General features: G+C 64.0%; 15 protein-coding genes, 1 tRNA gene and 2 pseudogenes. 11 read left to right on the top strand and 7 right to left on the bottom strand.

Going from position 1 to position 16,313, the window contains the following annotated elements; translation table 11 throughout:
• Positions 1-265: 265 nt before the first annotated feature.
• The 5 genes from cpdR (at position 266) to ACSHT2_RS24465 (ending at position 2,966) form a co-directional block, all read left to right on the top strand.
• Positions 266-625 carry a cell cycle two-component system response regulator CpdR gene (gene cpdR / locus ACSHT2_RS24445; protein WP_028179810.1) on the top strand — a complete coding sequence of 120 codons (360 nt, stop codon included), beginning with the start codon at positions 266-268 and terminating at the stop codon, positions 623-625.
• A gap of 72 nt (positions 626-697) precedes the next feature.
• Positions 698-772 (top strand) — tRNA-Val (locus ACSHT2_RS24450).
• Positions 773-1,081: 309 nt separating this feature from the next.
• Positions 1,082-1,567, top strand: a complete 486-nt coding sequence (locus tag ACSHT2_RS24455; RefSeq protein ID WP_440637049.1) for an L-2-amino-thiazoline-4-carboxylic acid hydrolase — start codon at positions 1,082-1,084, stop codon at positions 1,565-1,567.
• Positions 1,568-1,602: 35 nt separating this feature from the next.
• Positions 1,603-1,821 (top strand): hypothetical protein, encoded by a 219-nt coding sequence (locus ACSHT2_RS24460; RefSeq protein ID WP_440637051.1) that lies wholly within the window; start codon positions 1,603-1,605, stop codon positions 1,819-1,821.
• A gap of 212 nt (positions 1,822-2,033) precedes the next feature.
• Positions 2,034-2,966, top strand: a complete 933-nt coding sequence (locus ACSHT2_RS24465) for a hypothetical protein (protein ID WP_440637053.1) — start codon at positions 2,034-2,036, stop codon at positions 2,964-2,966.
• A gap of 93 nt (positions 2,967-3,059) precedes the next feature.
• On the opposite strand, the gene ACSHT2_RS24470 is transcribed toward ACSHT2_RS24465, so the two are convergent.
• Complete coding sequence (locus ACSHT2_RS24470; RefSeq protein ID WP_440637055.1) at positions 3,060-4,151, bottom strand: enolase C-terminal domain-like protein; 1,092 nt, start codon at positions 4,149-4,151, stop codon at positions 3,060-3,062.
• Between the two features lie 190 nt (positions 4,152-4,341).
• Here ACSHT2_RS24470 and ACSHT2_RS24475 point away from each other — a divergent pair, with 190 nt between their 5' ends.
• Positions 4,342-5,904, top strand: coding sequence for an adenylate/guanylate cyclase domain-containing protein (locus tag ACSHT2_RS24475; RefSeq protein ID WP_440637057.1), 1,563 nt, complete (start codon positions 4,342-4,344; stop codon positions 5,902-5,904).
• Between the two features lie 213 nt (positions 5,905-6,117).
• Here ACSHT2_RS24475 and ACSHT2_RS24480 read toward each other — a convergent pair whose 3' ends face one another.
• From ACSHT2_RS24480 to ACSHT2_RS24490, 3 genes are all read right to left on the bottom strand, one after another.
• On the bottom strand, positions 6,118-7,341 hold the full coding sequence (locus ACSHT2_RS24480; protein ID WP_440637059.1) for an ABC transporter substrate-binding protein: 1,224 nt from the start codon (positions 7,339-7,341) through the stop codon (positions 6,118-6,120).
• A gap of 370 nt (positions 7,342-7,711) precedes the next feature.
• Positions 7,712-8,641, bottom strand: a complete 930-nt coding sequence (locus ACSHT2_RS24485; RefSeq protein ID WP_440642920.1) for an alpha/beta hydrolase — start codon at positions 8,639-8,641, stop codon at positions 7,712-7,714.
• A 309-nt stretch (positions 8,642-8,950) separates the two neighbouring features.
• Entirely contained in the window at positions 8,951-9,520 is a 570-nt protein-coding gene (locus ACSHT2_RS24490) for an alpha-ketoglutarate-dependent dioxygenase AlkB (protein WP_440637061.1), read from the bottom strand.
• A gap of 79 nt (positions 9,521-9,599) precedes the next feature.
• Here ACSHT2_RS24490 and ACSHT2_RS24495 point away from each other — a divergent pair, with 79 nt between their 5' ends.
• Positions 9,600-9,740: a hypothetical protein gene (locus tag ACSHT2_RS24495; protein ID WP_440637063.1), complete on the top strand. Its 141-nt coding sequence runs from the start codon at positions 9,600-9,602 to the stop codon at positions 9,738-9,740.
• Here ACSHT2_RS24495 and ACSHT2_RS24500 read toward each other — a convergent pair.
• A pseudogene (locus ACSHT2_RS24500) lies at positions 9,737-9,955 on the bottom strand (sensor histidine kinase); the annotation flags it as partial. The gene ACSHT2_RS24495 and the pseudogene ACSHT2_RS24500 overlap by 4 nt on opposite strands.
• On the opposite strand from ACSHT2_RS24500, the pseudogene ACSHT2_RS24505 reads away from it, so the two are divergent.
• Positions 9,942-10,446: pseudogene (locus tag ACSHT2_RS24505) on the top strand (glycoside hydrolase family 3 N-terminal domain-containing protein); the annotation flags it as partial. The pseudogenes ACSHT2_RS24500 and ACSHT2_RS24505 overlap by 14 nt on opposite strands.
• A gap of 34 nt (positions 10,447-10,480) precedes the next feature.
• On the opposite strand, the gene ACSHT2_RS24510 reads toward ACSHT2_RS24505, so the two are convergent.
• Entirely contained in the window at positions 10,481-11,752 is a 1,272-nt protein-coding gene (locus ACSHT2_RS24510; protein ID WP_370119079.1) for a DUF892 family protein, read from the bottom strand.
• Between the two features lie 281 nt (positions 11,753-12,033).
• Between ACSHT2_RS24510 and ACSHT2_RS24515 the strand changes: the two genes are divergently transcribed.
• Positions 12,034-12,240 carry a hypothetical protein gene (locus tag ACSHT2_RS24515; RefSeq protein WP_028180482.1) on the top strand — a complete coding sequence of 69 codons (207 nt, stop codon included), beginning with the start codon at positions 12,034-12,036 and terminating at the stop codon, positions 12,238-12,240.
• A gap of 151 nt (positions 12,241-12,391) precedes the next feature.
• Here ACSHT2_RS24515 and ACSHT2_RS24520 read toward each other — a convergent pair whose 3' ends face one another.
• A complete protein-coding gene (locus ACSHT2_RS24520; protein WP_440637065.1) occupies positions 12,392-13,237 on the bottom strand; it encodes an SDR family NAD(P)-dependent oxidoreductase in 846 nt (281 codons plus the stop codon).
• A gap of 181 nt (positions 13,238-13,418) precedes the next feature.
• Between ACSHT2_RS24520 and ACSHT2_RS24525 the strand changes: the two genes are divergently transcribed.
• Both ACSHT2_RS24525 and ACSHT2_RS24530 read left to right on the top strand, forming a co-directional pair.
• Positions 13,419-14,915, top strand: coding sequence for an aldehyde dehydrogenase family protein (locus tag ACSHT2_RS24525; protein WP_271531808.1), 1,497 nt, complete (start codon positions 13,419-13,421; stop codon positions 14,913-14,915).
• 119 nt (positions 14,916-15,034) lie between these two features.
• Positions 15,035-16,162, top strand: a complete 1,128-nt coding sequence (locus ACSHT2_RS24530) for an alkene reductase (protein WP_440637068.1) — start codon at positions 15,035-15,037, stop codon at positions 16,160-16,162.
• Positions 16,163-16,313 lie beyond the last annotated feature (151 nt).

Genomic DNA, 16,313 nt, shown 5'->3' on the forward strand with positions numbered 1-16,313 from the left:
TCGAACGGCTCTTATGTGTCGTCATTGTCCGGAATCGCAACCATTCTGCCAAGCGAAAAGATGTGATGGACGTTGGAACAAGTCTTAACCGTGCGGGCATCGTGGCGGGGACCAGTCGGTCCGGCTCGATTGCTTCGGAGCCCATTCCGGTTCACAAGTGCCGGCAGCGCAGCCGGCCCAAGGTAAAGATTTTCACCCCAAATTTACCCTCTGTCGGGCTTAGTGACCTCTGCTGATATCCTCTGGGGATTCGACGTTTCCTGCCATGGCAAAAATCCTGCTCGCCGAAGACGACAACGACATGCGCCGTTTCCTGGTCAAGGCGCTGGAAAATGCCGGTTTCCAGGTCTCGTCCCACGACAACGGCATGGCCGCGTATCAGCGGCTGCGGGAAGAGCCGTTCGAGATGCTGCTCACCGACATCGTCATGCCGGAGATGGACGGCATCGAGCTCGCCCGCCGGGCTTCGGAACTCGACCCCGACATCAAGATCATGTTCATCACCGGCTTTGCCGCGGTCGCCCTGAACTCGGATTCGGACGCCCCCAAGAACGCCAAGGTGCTGTCCAAGCCCGTGCATCTGCGCGAATTGGTCAGCGAAGTGAACAAGATGCTGGCTGCCTAAATCGGCTCCCTTCCGTCCTTGCGCCGGGTCCCCTGAGCCGTTATAGGGACCCCACCGATGAAATGACCTCTAGGGCACGTAGCTCAGCGGGAGAGCACTACCTTGACATGGTAGGGGTCACAGGTTCGATCCCTGTCGTGCCCACCACGCTTCGCCTTCGGCTTCGCGTGGCATAGCCTGAATAATTGCGGCGAAGCGTGTCCGGCGTAGCTCGAAGAGCGGAGACGGACTGGTGCGGCTTGCTCGGTGTCGGAGCCACGCCGAAGCCAACGGGCGCAGGCGGGCTGCCGCCGCGAGCTACGGCCGGGCAAGCCGATATCTGATCTTTCTATGGTCGGACCGAGTCATCCGGCGGCAAAGCGCCGCCCGATGCAGCCCCCGCGCAATCCGGGATGTATCCTCTCGGGCGCTGTTCCGGATTACGCTACGCGCCCGGTTGCAAGCGAGGCTCTGCCCATGAGCATCTCCGTTATCGAACAGGCAAAAATCCAGGCGCAGGTGCTGGTGCCGCTGGTCAAGACGCTCCAGGCCGAACTCGGCGCGGCGCGCGCCAATGCGCTGGTGCGCAAGGCTCTCGCCGATCTCTATCGCGGCTTCGGAGAGGAGTTCTGGAAGGCCAGGAACCACGGCAAGAACGAAGCCGATCTCGGCAAGGCCGTCGCGTCGGCCTTCAGCACCTACGCCCGCGACGATGCGCTCGCCTATGACGTCATCGAGCAGACGCATGACGCATTCGCATTCGACGTGAAGCGGTGCGCCTATGCCGAGTTTTACAAGGCGCTGGGTGAGCCGGAACTCGGCTTCCTCCTGATCTGCACTGCGGACTTTGCGACCGCGGAAGGTTTTGGTCCCGACATCAAGCTCACGCGTACGCAGACGATCATGCAAGGCGCCTCTCATTGCGACTTCCGCTACAAGCGCGATGCGGGCGGATCGCGATGAAGGGAATGCGAGCGATGCGGACGATCTGTCTTGCGATGGCGATCCTGGCGCTGATCGCGTCGCGCGCTGACGCCGCCGTCGACTGGCAAGCCGAACTCCAGCGCTGCCGGAGCTTGCGCGAAAACGTGGCGCCGCTGCTTCAGGCCGGCGAGGGGATATCCGCCGTCGGCCGATCCAACAGGTCCGTCCGTCGCTGCATCTGGATCCAGCGGAAGGCGGTGCGGAAGAAAATTCCGGGCGCGGAAGCGTGGTAGCCTGACCGAGGCTATGGCCCCGGCGTGACGAAGGCCGAGATGATCATCGATCTCGTCCCGACTTCGCAGCACGAAAGGGGTGATGACAGGAGGCATCGGCCGGCGCGCCAACGCACGACCTACGTGCACTTGCGTCATGAGCTCGCGAAGGTGAGGCAGACGTCCGGCGGCTTCGCCCATTCCGACACGGCTGCGTCGCTGGGATCAATGCGTTGATCTTGATCAAGGTGATGGCGACGAAGCCAGGCAATCTCAACGAGAAGATGCAAAAGGGGGGATTGACAGTGCGTGCTTGTCTCTTTGCGTTGGCTCTCGTGATCGCTGTTCTGGGATCGTCCTCGGCCCACGCGGGTTGCTGGCCGAGCGAGAACTTTCCGCTCGTATGTTGGCTCGATACGAAGGGCGAGGGGTGTTCGGAGCACCACGCGCTCACCAGCGCCAAAGCAGTGATGTACCCGCATCCGAACCAATCCATCTATGAGTTCGAAACCACCCATTGGTGGACTGGGCCTCCCATAACGGCCTGCCCGCCGAGCAAGACGATCAAGTTTACCGGCATTTGGGACCGCGAGACGGGCAAAGCGGAGGAAAAGGCGTCCACCGGCTGGTCGTCGTGGTCGCGCTACGTCTATTGCAGCAACAACCCATGGACCGGACAAGGCCCGCCAACGGTGCCGATCTGCTCGGGGCCGGCCAACGACCCAAATGTGGGGCAGCCGGTGACCTCGGCGATGCTTTCGCAAAGTCAGAGATTGAATCTGCTTCAGGTCCAGGAGCCGCTGCACACGAGGTGCCTGCAGGTCGAACCCGACCCGATGGGTTCGGAATGGCTTACGGGAAACTCACTGGTCCGGGTCGTCGTTTCGCACCATGAATTCCAGAAAATCGAGTGGCACTATTTCTTCCAGGAGTTCTATTCGTTCGACGGCTGGAAGGAAGTCCCCGCGCCGAAGTCGAAGGTCCCCTTGATCTCGACGAAGAAATACACCGAGCGCCGCATCGCGACCACGACGGGACGGTTCTGGCTCAATAAACAGGGTCGTTGGAAGATCGTCGCGGTCCCGAAGCCGACCTCGTTCGCCGCCCAGCTCGTCGCAACGACCGTCACCAACGAATGTCCGGGCGCGCGATTCAATATCCAATGATAGGCAGATCGATTAAAGGACCCCCTCCCGAAATACGCGTCATAAGATCGACAGCAATGACGAACACGCGAAGGAGCGTCTGCCAATCAAGATCTATCCGACCAGATATTTCTTCACCGCCGCCTCATCCCATTCGATGCCATTCCCCGGCTCCTCGCCCGGCAGCGCAAAGCCGTCCTTGATCTTCAGCCGCGTTGCCAGCACCGCGTCGGCCCAGTCGACATATTCCAGCCAATGCGCGGTCGGCGTCACGCAGAGCAGATGCGCGCTGACTTCCGAGAACAGGTGCGTCGACATCTCGATGCCGGCGGCGTGCGCCAGCGCGGCGGCGCGGAGCCAGCCGGTCACGCCGCCGATGCGCTGGACGTCGGGCATCACGTAGTCGCAGGCTTCTGCCGAGAGCGCCGCCTGCATCGAGAAGGCGCTGTCAAAATTCTCGCCGATCTGGACCGGCGTATGCAGCGCATCGGCAATGCGGGCGCAGCCGGCATAATGGTCATGACGGATCGGCTCCTCGATCCAGCTCAGGCCCTCGTCGTCGAGCATCTCGCCGCGGCGGATCGCCTCGGTCACCGTCAGGGCCTGGTTGTAGTCGCACATCAGCGTGACCTCGTCTCCGACCGCCTTGCGCACCGCGCGCACGACGGCGAGGTCCTCCCGCGCATCGGACCGCCCGACGCGGATCTTCGCCGCCCGAAAGCCCTCGGCCAGCAGCTTGTGGGCTTCCTCGACCGCGGCGCCGGCCGGCATGATGCCGAGCCCCTTCGAATTGTAGGCCCTTACCGGTTTCGGTGCGCCGCCGAGCAGGCGGGCCAGCGGCAGGCCGCGCGCGCGCGCCAGCGCGTCCCAGGCCGCCATGTCGATGCCGGATTGGGCCAGCCGTTGCAGGCCGGCGAGACCCAGCAGCCTGAAGCGCTGGGTCAGCTTGCGTTCGATCTCGAACGGCAGCAGCTCGTCGCCGGCGAGCAGGTCTGACATTTCCGTGACCATCGCCGTCAGCGGCTTCAAGGCCGAGGGCGTGATCGAGAACAGATAGGCGTGCCCCACCGCGCCCTCGTCAGTCTCGCAGTCGATCAGCACCAGCGGCGCTTTGGCGATTGCCCCGGTCGAGGTCTGGAGCGGCAGGTTCATCGGCACCATCACGGGGCGCGCGTGGAAGCGTTTGATGCGAATGGTCTCGGTCATGGGATCTCCCGGCGGTGCGGATGCAGGACGGGGCCGATCTTAAACATCCGTGATGAAACGAAAAGGCGCTTGGCCCCGACCACCATAAAATGGGGTTGCGCGGGCCCGTAATTGTTGGCTCTGTGCGGCCGCATTCTTTGCCGCGATCCCGACGGGTTTGCGACAAAATCGCACACAGCGGAGCCACAGAGTGAAACAAGAGATCTCCGAAGAACAGCCCAAGAGCGGTATTCTCACGGGTGCCGTGATCGCCTTCCTGCTGCTCGCCCTGCCGCTCGCGGTATGGCTGGACCTGACCGAGCTCGGCAAGACGGCGCTGCGCCGGCAGGCCATCGATCTCAACTCGGTGATCACGAGCGTGCGCAGCTACTACGCGACAAACGTTGTCGGGCGGGTGCTGGCCAATCCCAACGGCACGACCAGGGTGGTGCACAATTACGAATCCATCCCCGGCGCGATCCCGATTCCTGCAACGCTGTCGCTGGAGCTCGGGCGGGTGATCGGAGCGCAGCAGGAGAACATCACCTACCGCTTCGTCTCGGACTTCCCGTTCCAGAACCGCGCCCCGCACCAGCTCGACAAGTTCGAGAAGGATGCGCTCGATGCGCTGCGGAAGGACCCCGAGCAGAAGATCGTGGAGACCGAGACCTCGCTGTTCAACGACAAGGTCCGCCTGGTCGCGCCCGTCACCATGGGGCCGGCCTGTGTGAGCTGCCACAACAGCCACCCCGAAAGCCCGAAGAAGGACTGGAAGGTGGGGGATGTCCGCGGCATCCAGGAGGTGATCATCGCCCAGCCGATCGCCTCCAACATCTTCTCGTTCAAGTTTCTCCTGGCCTATTTCGTGATCGCCGCCGGCAGCGGCCTGTCGTTCCTCTCGCAGCAGCGCCGCCAGGCGCACCGCATCAAGGGCATGAACAAGGAGCTCGAATCCGCCAACGACTTCCTCGCCGCGCTCTCGATGAAGATCTCGCGCTACATCCCGCCCCAGGTCTACAAGAGCATCTTCTCCGGCCAGAAGGACGTCACCATCCACACCGAGCGCAAGAAGCTCACCATCTTCTTCTCCGACATCCAGAATTTCACCGCGACCGCCGAGCGGCTGCAGCCGGAGCAACTGACGCAGCTCCTCAACGAATATTTCACGGAAATGTCGGCGATCGCCCACGAATATGGCGGCACCATCGACAAGTTCATCGGCGATGCCATGCTGATCTTCTTCGGCGACCCCGAGACCAGGGGCGACCGCGCCGATGCGCAGGCCTGTCTGCAGATGGCCTGGCGCATGCAGCAGCGCCTCGCCGAGCTCAATGCGAAATGGCGCGCCTCCGGCATCGAGCAGCCGTTCCGCTCGCGCATGGGCATCAATTCGGGCTATTGCAATGTCGGCAATTTCGGCAGCGCCGACCGCATGGACTACACCATCATCGGTGCGGAGGCGAACCTCGCTGCGCGCCTGCAATCGATCGCCGAGCCCGGCGGCATCGTGCTGAGCTACGAGACCTTTGCACTCGTCAGCGATATCGTCCGCGCCCATGCGTTGCCGGCGATCACCATGAAGGGCATCAGCCGGGAGGTCATTCCCTATTCGGTGGACGCGCTGAGCGACGCGGCGGCGGAGAACAGCGGTATCATCACCGAGCGCGCGCCGGGCCTGGAGCTCTATCTCGACCCCGCCGTGGTGAAGTCAGGCGATGCCGCACGCGTGCGCTCGCTGCTGGAGAACGCGCTGGCCTCGCTCAAGCCGGCGTGAGGCGGGCACAAGAGGTCGTCATGCCCGGGCTTGTCCCGGGCTTCCACGTTCTTTGTGCCGCGAGGAAATACGTGGATGGCCGGGACAAGCCCGGCCATGACGCCCTGGAAGCTTCGGTGCCACGATCACTTCAGGTGCTCGCTCCCTGCGGGGAGGGGGTAGCCCGGCAAAAGGTGCGCGTATGATCGTCGTGCGCCCGCAGCCTGAATCGCGTCACCGCGCCGCGCCTTCCGTGAAGGCCGTCTCGATCACCTCGCCGAACGGCTGCCACGAGCGTCCGTCGAACTGGACGAGCCGCATCTGCCTGATCGGCAGATAGTTGCTCGGCGAGGTGTTCATCCTGATGTTGGGTAGCGCAACGGAGGGATTGACGTCCCTGAGCGAAGCCGCCTGGCGCATGATGTTCTCGCGCGAGAAGTCGTCGCCGCATTGCTTCAGCACCTGCGTCAGCGCCTCGGCCGCGGCGTAGCCATAGAGCGCGGCGCTGTTGTTGGTGCTTTCGACCTGATGGTATTTGTCCATGAAGGCGAACCAGTCCTTCATGGCGGGATCGTCCTTCCAGGCGGGATCGCTCGGATCCTTCAGAAAGGCCGCCGAGATCACGCCTGCGGAGTTCTCGAGGCCCGCGGGCGCCATCGCATTGGCGATCGAGGCGGAGGCATCGTTGACGATGAAGACCGGATGCCAGTTGAAGGACGCCGCCAGCTTGATCACCTTGGACGCCGTCGACGGCACGCCGAGAAAGACGAAGATGTCGGCGCCCGCGCGCTTGAGGATCGAGACGTGCCCGTCGAGATGCTCATCGGCAATGTCGAAGGCGATGTCGACGAGGACGTGACGGTTGAGATCGCCGAGGCCTTCCTGGATGCCCTTGTAGAGCATGCGCCCGAACTGGTCGTTCTGCCAGAGCACCACGATCTTCTTTCTGGGGTAGTAGGCCTGGATGTAGTTGGCGTAGATGCGCCCTTCGGACCTGAACGACGGCTGCCAACCCATGGTCCAGGGAAATGCCTTGGCCTTGCTCAGCTCCTCGTCGCCGGAGGCGACGAAGAGCTGCGGGATTCTCTTCTCGTTCAGATACCAACGCGCGGCGAGATTGCCGGGTGTGCCGAACGAGCCGAACATCAGGTGCACATCCTCGGTCTCGACCAGATTGCGCGTCAGCTCCAGCGCAGTCGCCGGATCGGAATTGTCGTCGCGCGTGATGAAGCGGATCCTGCGGCCGTTGATGCCGCCACGCGCGTTGATCATGTCGAAATAGGCGGCCTCCGCCTGGCCGATGGCGCCGAATTCCGAGAGCGGTCCCGAATACGGCATGACATTGCCGATGCGGATTTCCTCGTTGCTTGCCGGCTGCTCGGCACGTTGCTGGGACATCGCCCCGAGCGAGGCCAAAGCGGCGATCAACACGAGCAGCAGTCTGCCGGTGACGCGCATGTTCGACATCCTGTCGTTGGCCCCACACCAAGACCGCTCCGTCTAGGTCAAGCGTTTGTCAATCGTATGGCTGGGTGGCGCGCTTCGACGCAGTGCAGCTCTTGGCGCGTAGGAAAGCGGCAGTCGTGCTGACGCGCCGACGAGCGAGAGAGCGCGCCGTGTGGCACCCCTCTCCCTAGCCCTCCCCCGCAAGGGGGGAGGGAACGCACTTTCCTTGTGGCGAATGGGCTCGATTCATCAAGCGTGCCGGTGATGAGCCCACAGTGCAGCCGCGTGCGCCGCTGCGCTCCCTCCCCCCTTGCGGGGGAGGGTGGGGGAGAGGGGTGGCCCAGCAAACGGTCGGAGTAATAAGCGCGCTGCCGCAACGCCGCTACGGCAGCCCGCGTGCCTCGAGCTGACGCACCAGCAGCAGTGTCGGCTCGGCGAGGCTGTCGCCGGAGCCGTCGAGGCCGAAGGCGCTCGCGATACCTTCGCGGCTGCGCAGCAGCGCGCCGCGCGGGCAGTGGCCGGCGCCGCAGAGCGTCTTCTTCAGGGTTTCGCCCTGCGCCGCGAGGCCGGCGGAATCGTCCGCGGCCCAGGCCAGCACGATCGGCACATCGACATTGAGGATGCCGGGGAAGACCGACCGCTTGTCGTACTCGGTGGGATCAGTGCCGAGATAGGCCTTCTCGCTGTCGCTCGCGTCCTTGCCGACGCGGTAGACTCCGGACACCAGCACGACGCCGGCGACGTCGGCGCCGTCGGTCTGCAACTCGGGATGCGCCAGCAGGGTGGCGACATGGAAGGCGCCGGCGCCGTAGCCGACCGCGACGATTTCGCGGGCATCCCCGTTGAAGAGGTCGATGTTGGCGTGAACCCATGACAGCGCCGCCGCCACATCGGAGGCGCCGGCGGGCCAGGTCGCCGAGGGCGCCAGGCGATAGTTGACGCGGACCCCGATCATCTCGTTGCGCGCGGCAAAGCACATGGCCTGGTCCTGGATCTGGCGCGACAGCTCCGGCGCCGCGCGGTCGCCGGTAAAGGTGTCGCCCGCCACGAACAGCAGCACAGGGCGCGGCGTATCCGCCTTGATCGCGCTGGTCGCGACATCGAGCACATTGGCCTCGCTCTCGCCATAGCGCAGACCGCGCGAGAAGGTGACCTGCTCGCACAGCCGCGCGGTGCCGCCGGCGGTGGTGTCGTTGTCGGTGAGGCCCGCTTGGACGAGCCCGGTGGGCGGCGACAGCCGCGCCGGCAAGGGTCCGTGTGCGGAGGCCGTGGTCATGGTCAAGAGGAGGAAAAATGCCAGATAATTCTTCATGGTGATGCCGGCCTTGAAGGCCCGATATTGGCTTGCCGATTTGGCCTGTCTTTTCAATTCGCCTCATTAGTCAGCTGACGTTGAGGCGAATTCACGGCACCCTTGGTCGGCAGGCAGCCGGGGTGGAACGGGCTACGGTCCGGCAAGCAACCCGATTGGACCGCAAGTTCGCGGGCCGCGCGACGATTGCGCGGCGCGGCCACTTTATCTCGATCCGTCAAGCCGTTGCCCGGCGCCACCCAGCCCCGCACCGGACATGGCTTCCTACTGTGCATGGGGTTGTTTTCGCATTTTTGTTGGGCCGGCCTGTCAGGTCCGCTTCATCGTCCGGAAGGTGATGGAGTAGCGGCGCGCCTCGACCGGCGGAATGCTGTGCTCCCATTGCGACCGCGCCTCGCCGTCCATCATGTAGAGCGAGCGCGGCATGGCCTCGAGCGTGTGGCGTTCCCATCCGTCTCCGTTGCGGCGGCGGAAGTGGAATTTGCAGGGCGAGCCGAGCGACAGGCCCAGGATCTCCTTGAAGTGCGGCTTGTCGCGGTGCCAGCCGATGCCGACGCCGACCTCGTATTCGGTGCACAGCACCTGCCGGACGCTGGCCTCCGGCAGCCGCGCCCATGCCTCGACCTGACGCGCGACGGGCAGCAGCCAGTCCGGGATCGGCTCCGCCGCGGCCAGCCGCCGCAGCGCGTAGTCATAGCGATAGCCGAACGATGCCACGCGGCGGTTGCCCTCGAACGCGCCGAACTGAAAGCGCTGGAGCGGCAATGCTGCGATGCGGTCGATCAAGTCCTGCTCGACCGCGGCATCGATAAAGTTGTCCGCATAGCGAAGCCCCGCAGGGCCTGCTTCCGGTTCGGCGAACAAACCAAGCTGCGTCATGCCTCGCACTTCCGTGATGGAACCTAATGGCGGCTGATGCGACTTATCTAGGACGCGGGAAGAAACGTGCGAGGCTGTCATGGCAGAGAAGCATACCGCCGATCCGGTCGAGATCATGCGGGCGAACGGTCGTCCTGAGCTTGAATATGCCGCGGGCTGGACCATCGCTGGTCTCGTCACCATCGGCGCCATCGTTGCCGCCTGGGTGTTCGCGATCTAGGCTGCAGGGAATTTGAGCTCGAAGGCGACGCCGTCATCAGTCGGCTTGAGCCTGATCGAGCCGCCATGGCTTGCCATCACCGCACGCGCAATCGCCAGCCCCATCCCGGTGCCGCCCTGGTCCCGGCGGGTGATGAAGAAGGCATCAAAAATCCGGTCGCGGTTCGGTGCCGAGATCGGCTCGCCGTCATTGCTCATGGTCAGCGCCAATCTGGATACGCCGGTCAAGGAGCTGGAGGCGGCTGACTGGCTCCCGTTCCGAGAGGTGGCTGTCGCATTCGCGCAGCGCGCTCATGGTAGGCCATGTCACGCTCACCGCCGTCGATCCGGATCGCGCCGCCTCGCATTCGAAGCGCGTCGTCGAGGGCATCATCCGCCAGAAGTGGGGTTACCAGGGCGTGGTGATGACAGACGACCTCGTGATGGGCGCGATCTATCAGAATGACGTCTGCAAGGCCGTGGTCGAGGCCATCAATGCGGGCGTCGATCTGCTGCTGGTCGCTTATGACGGCGCACAGTTCTACCGCATTTTCACTTGCGCTCTGGATGGAGCCCGGCAGGGCAAGCTCGACGCGGCCATGCTGCGCGCGAGCGAAGCGCGGCTGGAAAGAGGCTTCCCGGCCGAGCAGGCGCGAGCCGTCTCACTAACTGGAAGTGCGCTTGAGACAGCGCGTACCGCCCCGCGCGCGAAAGCGAGGGGCGGTTGAACGCCGTGCATCTGCGTATCGCGCTGGGTGCGGCCTATTCGGCCTGCTCCAGCGCGGCAGGCATCTTCGCGACCGACATCAGCGACCGCGCAACCTGGTTGAGCAGGAGATCGGCATTCTCTTCCTCGGCGAGGGATTTGGAGAGCAGCGCAACGATGGCGCTGTGCCGGAGCTGCTGCGCAAGGTTGCGCGCGGTGGTGTAGCCGGACATCTCGTAATGCTCGACGCGTTGAGCCGCCGAGATCAGCGCGAGGTCGGCCGCTGCGTCCTCCTTCTCTTCACCTTCTTTCATAACTTCCTGGCCTTCCTCGATCAGGCCCATCATGCCCTTGCACGGCTTGGCGCGAGCGCTCTCGCCGAGCAGCTCGAAGCATTCGTTGATGCGCTCGACCTGGCTCTCGGTCTCCGCCAGATGCTGCTCGAACAGCTCCCGCAACTGATCGAACCGCGCGGCCTGGGCCATCTTGGGAAGCGCCTTGGTCAGCTGCTTCTCGGCATGGAGAATGTCGCGCAGCTCATGGAGCAGGAGCTCAGTCAGGCCGGACTCGTCCACGAGTGGCGAACTCTCCGTGACGATTGATGGGGGTGCGCCGGGATCAGAAGACTGGAGGGCAGGCGATTCCGTGAATACCCAGTCTTCGCCTTCGTTCCAGGGACCACGGGTGTCGATTTCGCCGTGGTCGCCGCTGCCGGTGGAGTCGTTGAAATACTGGTTCACGAGGCCAGGCGTCGGCGCGATCCGGCCGATGCTGAAGGCTGGTTTGGACAGGCTTTCGAGGGCTCGCGCGAACGCCTTCATATGTGTGATCTCGCGCGTCATCAGGAACTGCAGCGCGTCCTTGCTGCCGACGTCGTCGCAGAAATTGATCAGTCGTTCGTAGACGATCTTTGCCCGTGCTTCGGCGGCGATGTTGCTGCGGAGATCGACGTCGAGTTCGCCGGTGATCTTGAGGTAGTCGGCAGTCCAGGGATTGCCTTGCGAATTGAACAGATTGACGCCGCCGCCGCCGGCAATCGCAATCAGCGGATCGGCTTCGGCCGCCTGGCGGTCGTTCTTCGAAGGCGCGAGGTGCATCCGGGCAAGGCAACCGACGACTTCGAGATGGCTGAGCTCTTCGGTGCCGATGTCCATCAACAGGTCCTTGCGGTCGGGATCCTCGCAATTCAGCCCCTGGATCGAATATTGCATCGCGGCCGCAAGTTCGCCGTTGGCGCCGCCGAACTGCTCGAGGAGCATATTGCCGAAGCGCGGATCGGGTTCGTCGACGCGCACGGTGAACATCAGCTTCTTGACGTGGTGATACATGGGACGGCTCGCGCTGTGAGGGAAACTACGGCGACAACGGGCCCTTGGAATGTTCGTTCCTAGTCATCTCAAAATTCGGATTTCGTTCCAGATTGGTCTGGCGGGGGCGGCTTGAGCCCGTCCCGGCAATGGAGTAGCGACGGAGCAATGGGCCTCCGCCGCTCCCCCGCGGCTGTGGGCCACCTCGCATGCGGTCGATGGGGCCAGCCGTCTCATCACGCATTGTGCTTCGAACGCAGGTGCGATATGGCTCTCGCGCTTTCCTGAGGCGGAGACGAGCTTTGTCGAAACAATCCCTGCGCGAGGAGGCTGAACGCCTGATCCGCGAATCGATGGAAAAGAAGACCATCGTCGTCAAGCAGGGCACGACCCGCATCGAGGCGGTCTGCGGCAAGTGCGGTGCGCCGAACCGGGTGCAGGCGGAGAAGGGTCAAACCCGCGTCAAGTTCGCCTGCAAGCAGTGTGGGCATAAGCAAGAGACGTTGTAGCCGGGCCCCCTGATTTCACTGTGCTGTCGCGCTCCGGCTCCTCGTCATGAGGAGCCGCGCTCTTCGCGCGGCGTTTCGAAGGATCGTGGGCCGAGCCCATGAGCGGGCTGGCATGGTTCCGAGAAGCGCGTTTCCGCGCTTCTCACCACAGTCACTGTCCTTCCACGAACCTCTTGAACGCATCGGCATAGTCCGGGTGCCAGCGCGACAACGGCGGGCGGTTCTCGACGATGTCGCCCATGGCCCAGAGCATGCGCTTCTCGTCGAGGGCGCGCGGCACGTCGTTGTCCGGGCACAGGATGTAGAAATCGCCGGCCTCCAGCCGCGCCAGCGTGAAATCGACCGTCTGCTCCGGCGTCCAGGCGCCGGCCGGCTTCTCGGTCCGTCCCTTTGCGGTCAGGCCGGTGAAGACGAAACCCGGGATCAACAGATGTGCTGTGATGTGGCAGCCCTTCGTGTTGCGCAGCTCGTGTTGGAGCGCCTCGGTGAATGCTTTCACGCCGGCTTTCGAGACATTGTAGGCGGGGTCGCCCGGCGGCGTGGTGATGCCCTGCTTGGAACCGGTGTTGATGATGAGGCCCGGTTTGCCGCGCGCGATCATGCCGGGGGCGAAGATCCGCGAGCCGTTGATGATGCCCCACATGTTGACGCCGATGATACGTTGCCAATTGTCGGGTTCGCCGAACAGTGTGCTTCCGGGCTGGATGCCGGCATTGTTCATGAGGACGTCGGTGCCGCCAAACCGCTCGCGTACTGTACGCTCCAGTTCCGTCACGCTCTCGACCGTGCTGACATCCACGGACGCGGTCATCACGTCTGTGGCAGCCGTGATGGATGACAGTTTTGTTGCAGCCTCTGCCAACCGTGTCTCGTCGACATCCGCGACGCACACCTTCATTCCAGCGCGCGCGAAGGCGGTGGCGGCGGCAAGTCCGATGCCGGATGCGCCACCTGTGATCACGGCAACATTGTCTTTGACGATTGCGGGATGTGGCATGGATTGTCTCCGTGGAGGGCTCTCGGTCGAGCTATAACATGGCAACAGTCCGACCCTGCACAAGTCGGCATGGGAGGTCTTCGTCCTGCGCTGCCTTTACGCCTAACGGGCACGGCTGTATCCTCGATCAAACGATCCCGCCCAGATCGAGCCAATCAATCACCTGACAGGGAGTGCAGCCATGGCTGTGTCGCAGGCTATTCCGATCACGCGCCATCCGTTTGCAAATGGATCTTACAAGCAGATGCTGATCGACGGGAAGTGGGTCGATGCAGCCTCAGGCAAGCGCTTCGAGACCCACAATCCCGCCACAGGCGAGCTGCTCGCAACCGTTGCCGAAGGCGACAAGGAAGACATCGATCGTGCGGTTGCTGCCGCCCGCCGCGCCTTCGAAGGCCCCTGGAGCAAGGTCAAGCCGTTCGAGCGGCAGAATCTGCTCTTGAAGCTCGCCGACCTCGTCGAGAAGAATTTCGACGAATTGTCGCAGCTCGACACGCTCGACATGGGCGCGCCGCTCAGCCGCACCCGCGCCTACCGCCTGCGCGCCGTCGGCATGCTGCGCTATTACGCCGGCCAGACCACGGCGATCCACGGCGAGACCATCGAGAACTCGCTGCCCGGCGAGATCTTCTCCTACACGCTGAAGGAGCCGATCGGCGTCGTCGGCGCCATCATTCCCTGGAACGGGCCGCTGACCGCGACGATCTGGAAGATCGGCCCTGCGATCGCGACCGGCTGCACCGTGGTGCTCAAGCCCGCCGAGGAGGCGCCGCTGACCTCGCTGCGCATCGCCGAGCTGGCGATGGAAGCGGGCGTGCCTCCCGGGGTCATCAACGTCGTGCCCGGCTATGGCGAGACTGCGGGCGCCGCGCTCGCCTCGCATCATGACGTCGACAAGGTCGCCTTCACCGGCTCGCATGTCACGGGTCAGTCGATCATCCGTGCCTCCGCCGGCAACCTCAAGCGCGTCTCGCTCGAGCTCGGTGGCAAGTCTCCGGATATCGTGTTCGCGGATGCCGATCTCGACGCAGCCGTGCCGGGTGCGGCGATGGCGGTGTTCGCCAATTCGGGGCAGATCTGCAGCGCCGGTACGCGCCTCTTCGTCGAGCAGTCGATCTATGACGAATTCGTCGGCCGCGTCGCCGAGTTCGGCAAGAAGCTGCAGGTCGGCAACGGCCTCGATCCGAACGTGCAGATCGGACCGCTCGTCTCCGAGCAGCAGCTCGAGCGCGTCACCGGCTATCTCGACATCGGCCAGAAGGAGGGCGCAAAGGCGCTCGCCGGCGGCGGACGCGTCACCGAAGGCGCGCTGTCGAAGGGCTTCTTCGTCTCGCCGACGGTGTTCGCGGGCGTTGAGGACAACATGCGCATCGCGCAGGAGGAGATTTTTGGTCCCGTGATCTCCGCGATCGCCTTCAAGGACATGGATGAGCTGGTCAAGCGCGCCAACAACACCACGTTCGGCCTTGGCTCCGGCCTGTGGACGCGCGATGTCAGCAAGGCCCATGCGGTGGCGAAGCGCCTGCGCGCCGGCTCGGTGTGGGTCAACTGCTACCAGGCGATGGACCCGGCCGTGCCGTTCGGCGGCTACAAGATGAGCGGCTACGGCCGCGAGTCCGGCAAGCAGCATGTCGAGGAATATCTCAACGTGAAGGCCGTCTGGATCAAGACGGCGTAGGGTCTGTTCCTCGTCGCATTCCGCGAGGGAGAATACCTGCTTCTTGTGGGGCGGCGCCTTTTCCGGCGGCCGCCCCATGCTATATGATCAGCATCCTTCCATAGAAAATCGGTGCCAGCATGAAATTTCCGGCGTTGTTCAAACCGTTGCAGGTCGGCCCATACAAGCTCGCGCATCGCGTCGCGATGGCGCCGCTCACGCGCATGCGGGCCGAGCGCGAGAGCTTTGCGCCGCGGCCGCTGAACGCCGAATATTACGGCCAGCGCGCAACGCAAGGCGGCCTGATCGTCGCCGAGGCCTCGCCGGTGCTCTCGCACGGACGCGGCAATCCGGCAACACCCGGCATCTATTCGGAGTCGCAGATCGCGGGCTGGCGCAAGGTGGTCGATGCCGTGCACGCCAAGGGCGGCATCATCTTCCTCCAGCTCTGGCATGTCGGCCGCGTCTCGCATTCTTCCTTCCACGGCGGTGCGCTGCCGGTCTCGGCTTCCGCCATCCCGATCAGGGCGGAAGGCGTGAAGGCGATGACGGCCGACGGCAAGATTGCGGACTACGAGACGCCGCGCGCGCTGGAGACCGAGGAAGTCAAGGACATCGTCGAGGCGTTTCGGCAAGGTGCCAGGAACGCGCTCGCCGCGGGCTTCGACGGCGTCGAGATCCACGGCGCCAACGGCTATCTGCTCGAGCAGTTCCTGCAGTCGCGCAGCAACCAGCGCACCGATCAGTATGGCGGCTCGATCGAGAACCGCGCGCGCCTTCTGCTCGAAGTCACGCAGGCGGCGATCGACGTCTGGGGTGCGAACCGCGTCGCCGTGCGGTTGTCGCCGCACGGCATCGCCAATGATTCCGGCGAGCCCGATCCGATGCCGCTCTACACCCATGTCGTGAAGGCGCTCGACAAGCTTGGCCTCGCGTACTTGCATTTCATCGAACCGCGCTCCAGCGGCGCCGGCCGCGCCGACGTCCATTGGGACAACGTGCCCTCGGCAATGGTGCTGTTCCGTCCGTTCTACAGTGGCGTGCTGATGACCGCCGGCGGCTTCACCGGCGAGACCGCGAATGCGGCGATCGCCGACGGGCATGCCGACATCATCGCCTTCGGCCGCATCTTCATCTCCAATCCCGATCTGCCGCGCCGTCTCGAGCACGACTATCCAATCACGCCGTACAACCGTGCGACGTTCTATAGTGGAGAGGAGAAGGGATATACGGACTATCCGGTGTATGACGAACTGACGCCCGCCTGATCTGTCATTCCGGGGCGCGACGAAGTCGCGAACCCGGAATCCATCGGGCCGCATTACCTAGACGTGGGATGGATTCCGGGCTCGATGCTTCGCATCGCCCCGGAATGACGACGTTGATTTGTTGCGCGACCGCCACCACAAATTCCGTCAT

Source organism: Bradyrhizobium sp. PUT101, from assembly GCF_052043945.1.
Lineage (GTDB): Bacteria > Pseudomonadota > Alphaproteobacteria > Rhizobiales > Xanthobacteraceae > Bradyrhizobium.

Bases quoted from the DNA above. Each gene is read 5' to 3' on its own strand.
- ACSHT2_RS24455 (WP_440637049.1), top strand. From the start codon at position 1,082: ATGAGCATCTCCGTTATCGAACAGGCAAAAATCCAGGCGCAGGTGCTG.
- ACSHT2_RS24525 (WP_271531808.1), top strand. From the start codon at position 13,419: ATGGCTGTGTCGCAGGCTATTCCGATCACGCGCCATCCGTTTGCAAAT.
- ACSHT2_RS24485 (WP_440642920.1), bottom strand. From the start codon at position 8,641: ATGAAGAATTATCTGGCATTTTTCCTCCTCTTGACCATGACCACGGCC.
- ACSHT2_RS24470 (WP_440637055.1), bottom strand. From the start codon at position 4,151: ATGACCGAGACCATTCGCATCAAACGCTTCCACGCGCGCCCCGTGATG.
- ACSHT2_RS24460 (WP_440637051.1), top strand. From the start codon at position 1,603: ATGGCGATCCTGGCGCTGATCGCGTCGCGCGCTGACGCCGCCGTCGAC.
- ACSHT2_RS24490 (WP_440637061.1), bottom strand. From the start codon at position 9,520: ATGACGCAGCTTGGTTTGTTCGCCGAACCGGAAGCAGGCCCTGCGGGG.
- ACSHT2_RS24480 (WP_440637059.1), bottom strand. From the start codon at position 7,341: ATGCGCGTCACCGGCAGACTGCTGCTCGTGTTGATCGCCGCTTTGGCC.
- ACSHT2_RS24510 (WP_370119079.1), bottom strand. From the start codon at position 11,752: ATGTATCACCACGTCAAGAAGCTGATGTTCACCGTGCGCGTCGACGAA.
- ACSHT2_RS24530 (WP_440637068.1), top strand. From the start codon at position 15,035: ATGAAATTTCCGGCGTTGTTCAAACCGTTGCAGGTCGGCCCATACAAG.
- ACSHT2_RS24495 (WP_440637063.1), top strand. From the start codon at position 9,600: ATGGCAGAGAAGCATACCGCCGATCCGGTCGAGATCATGCGGGCGAAC.
- cpdR (WP_028179810.1), top strand. From the start codon at position 266: ATGGCAAAAATCCTGCTCGCCGAAGACGACAACGACATGCGCCGTTTC.
- ACSHT2_RS24520 (WP_440637065.1), bottom strand. From the start codon at position 13,237: ATGCCACATCCCGCAATCGTCAAAGACAATGTTGCCGTGATCACAGGT.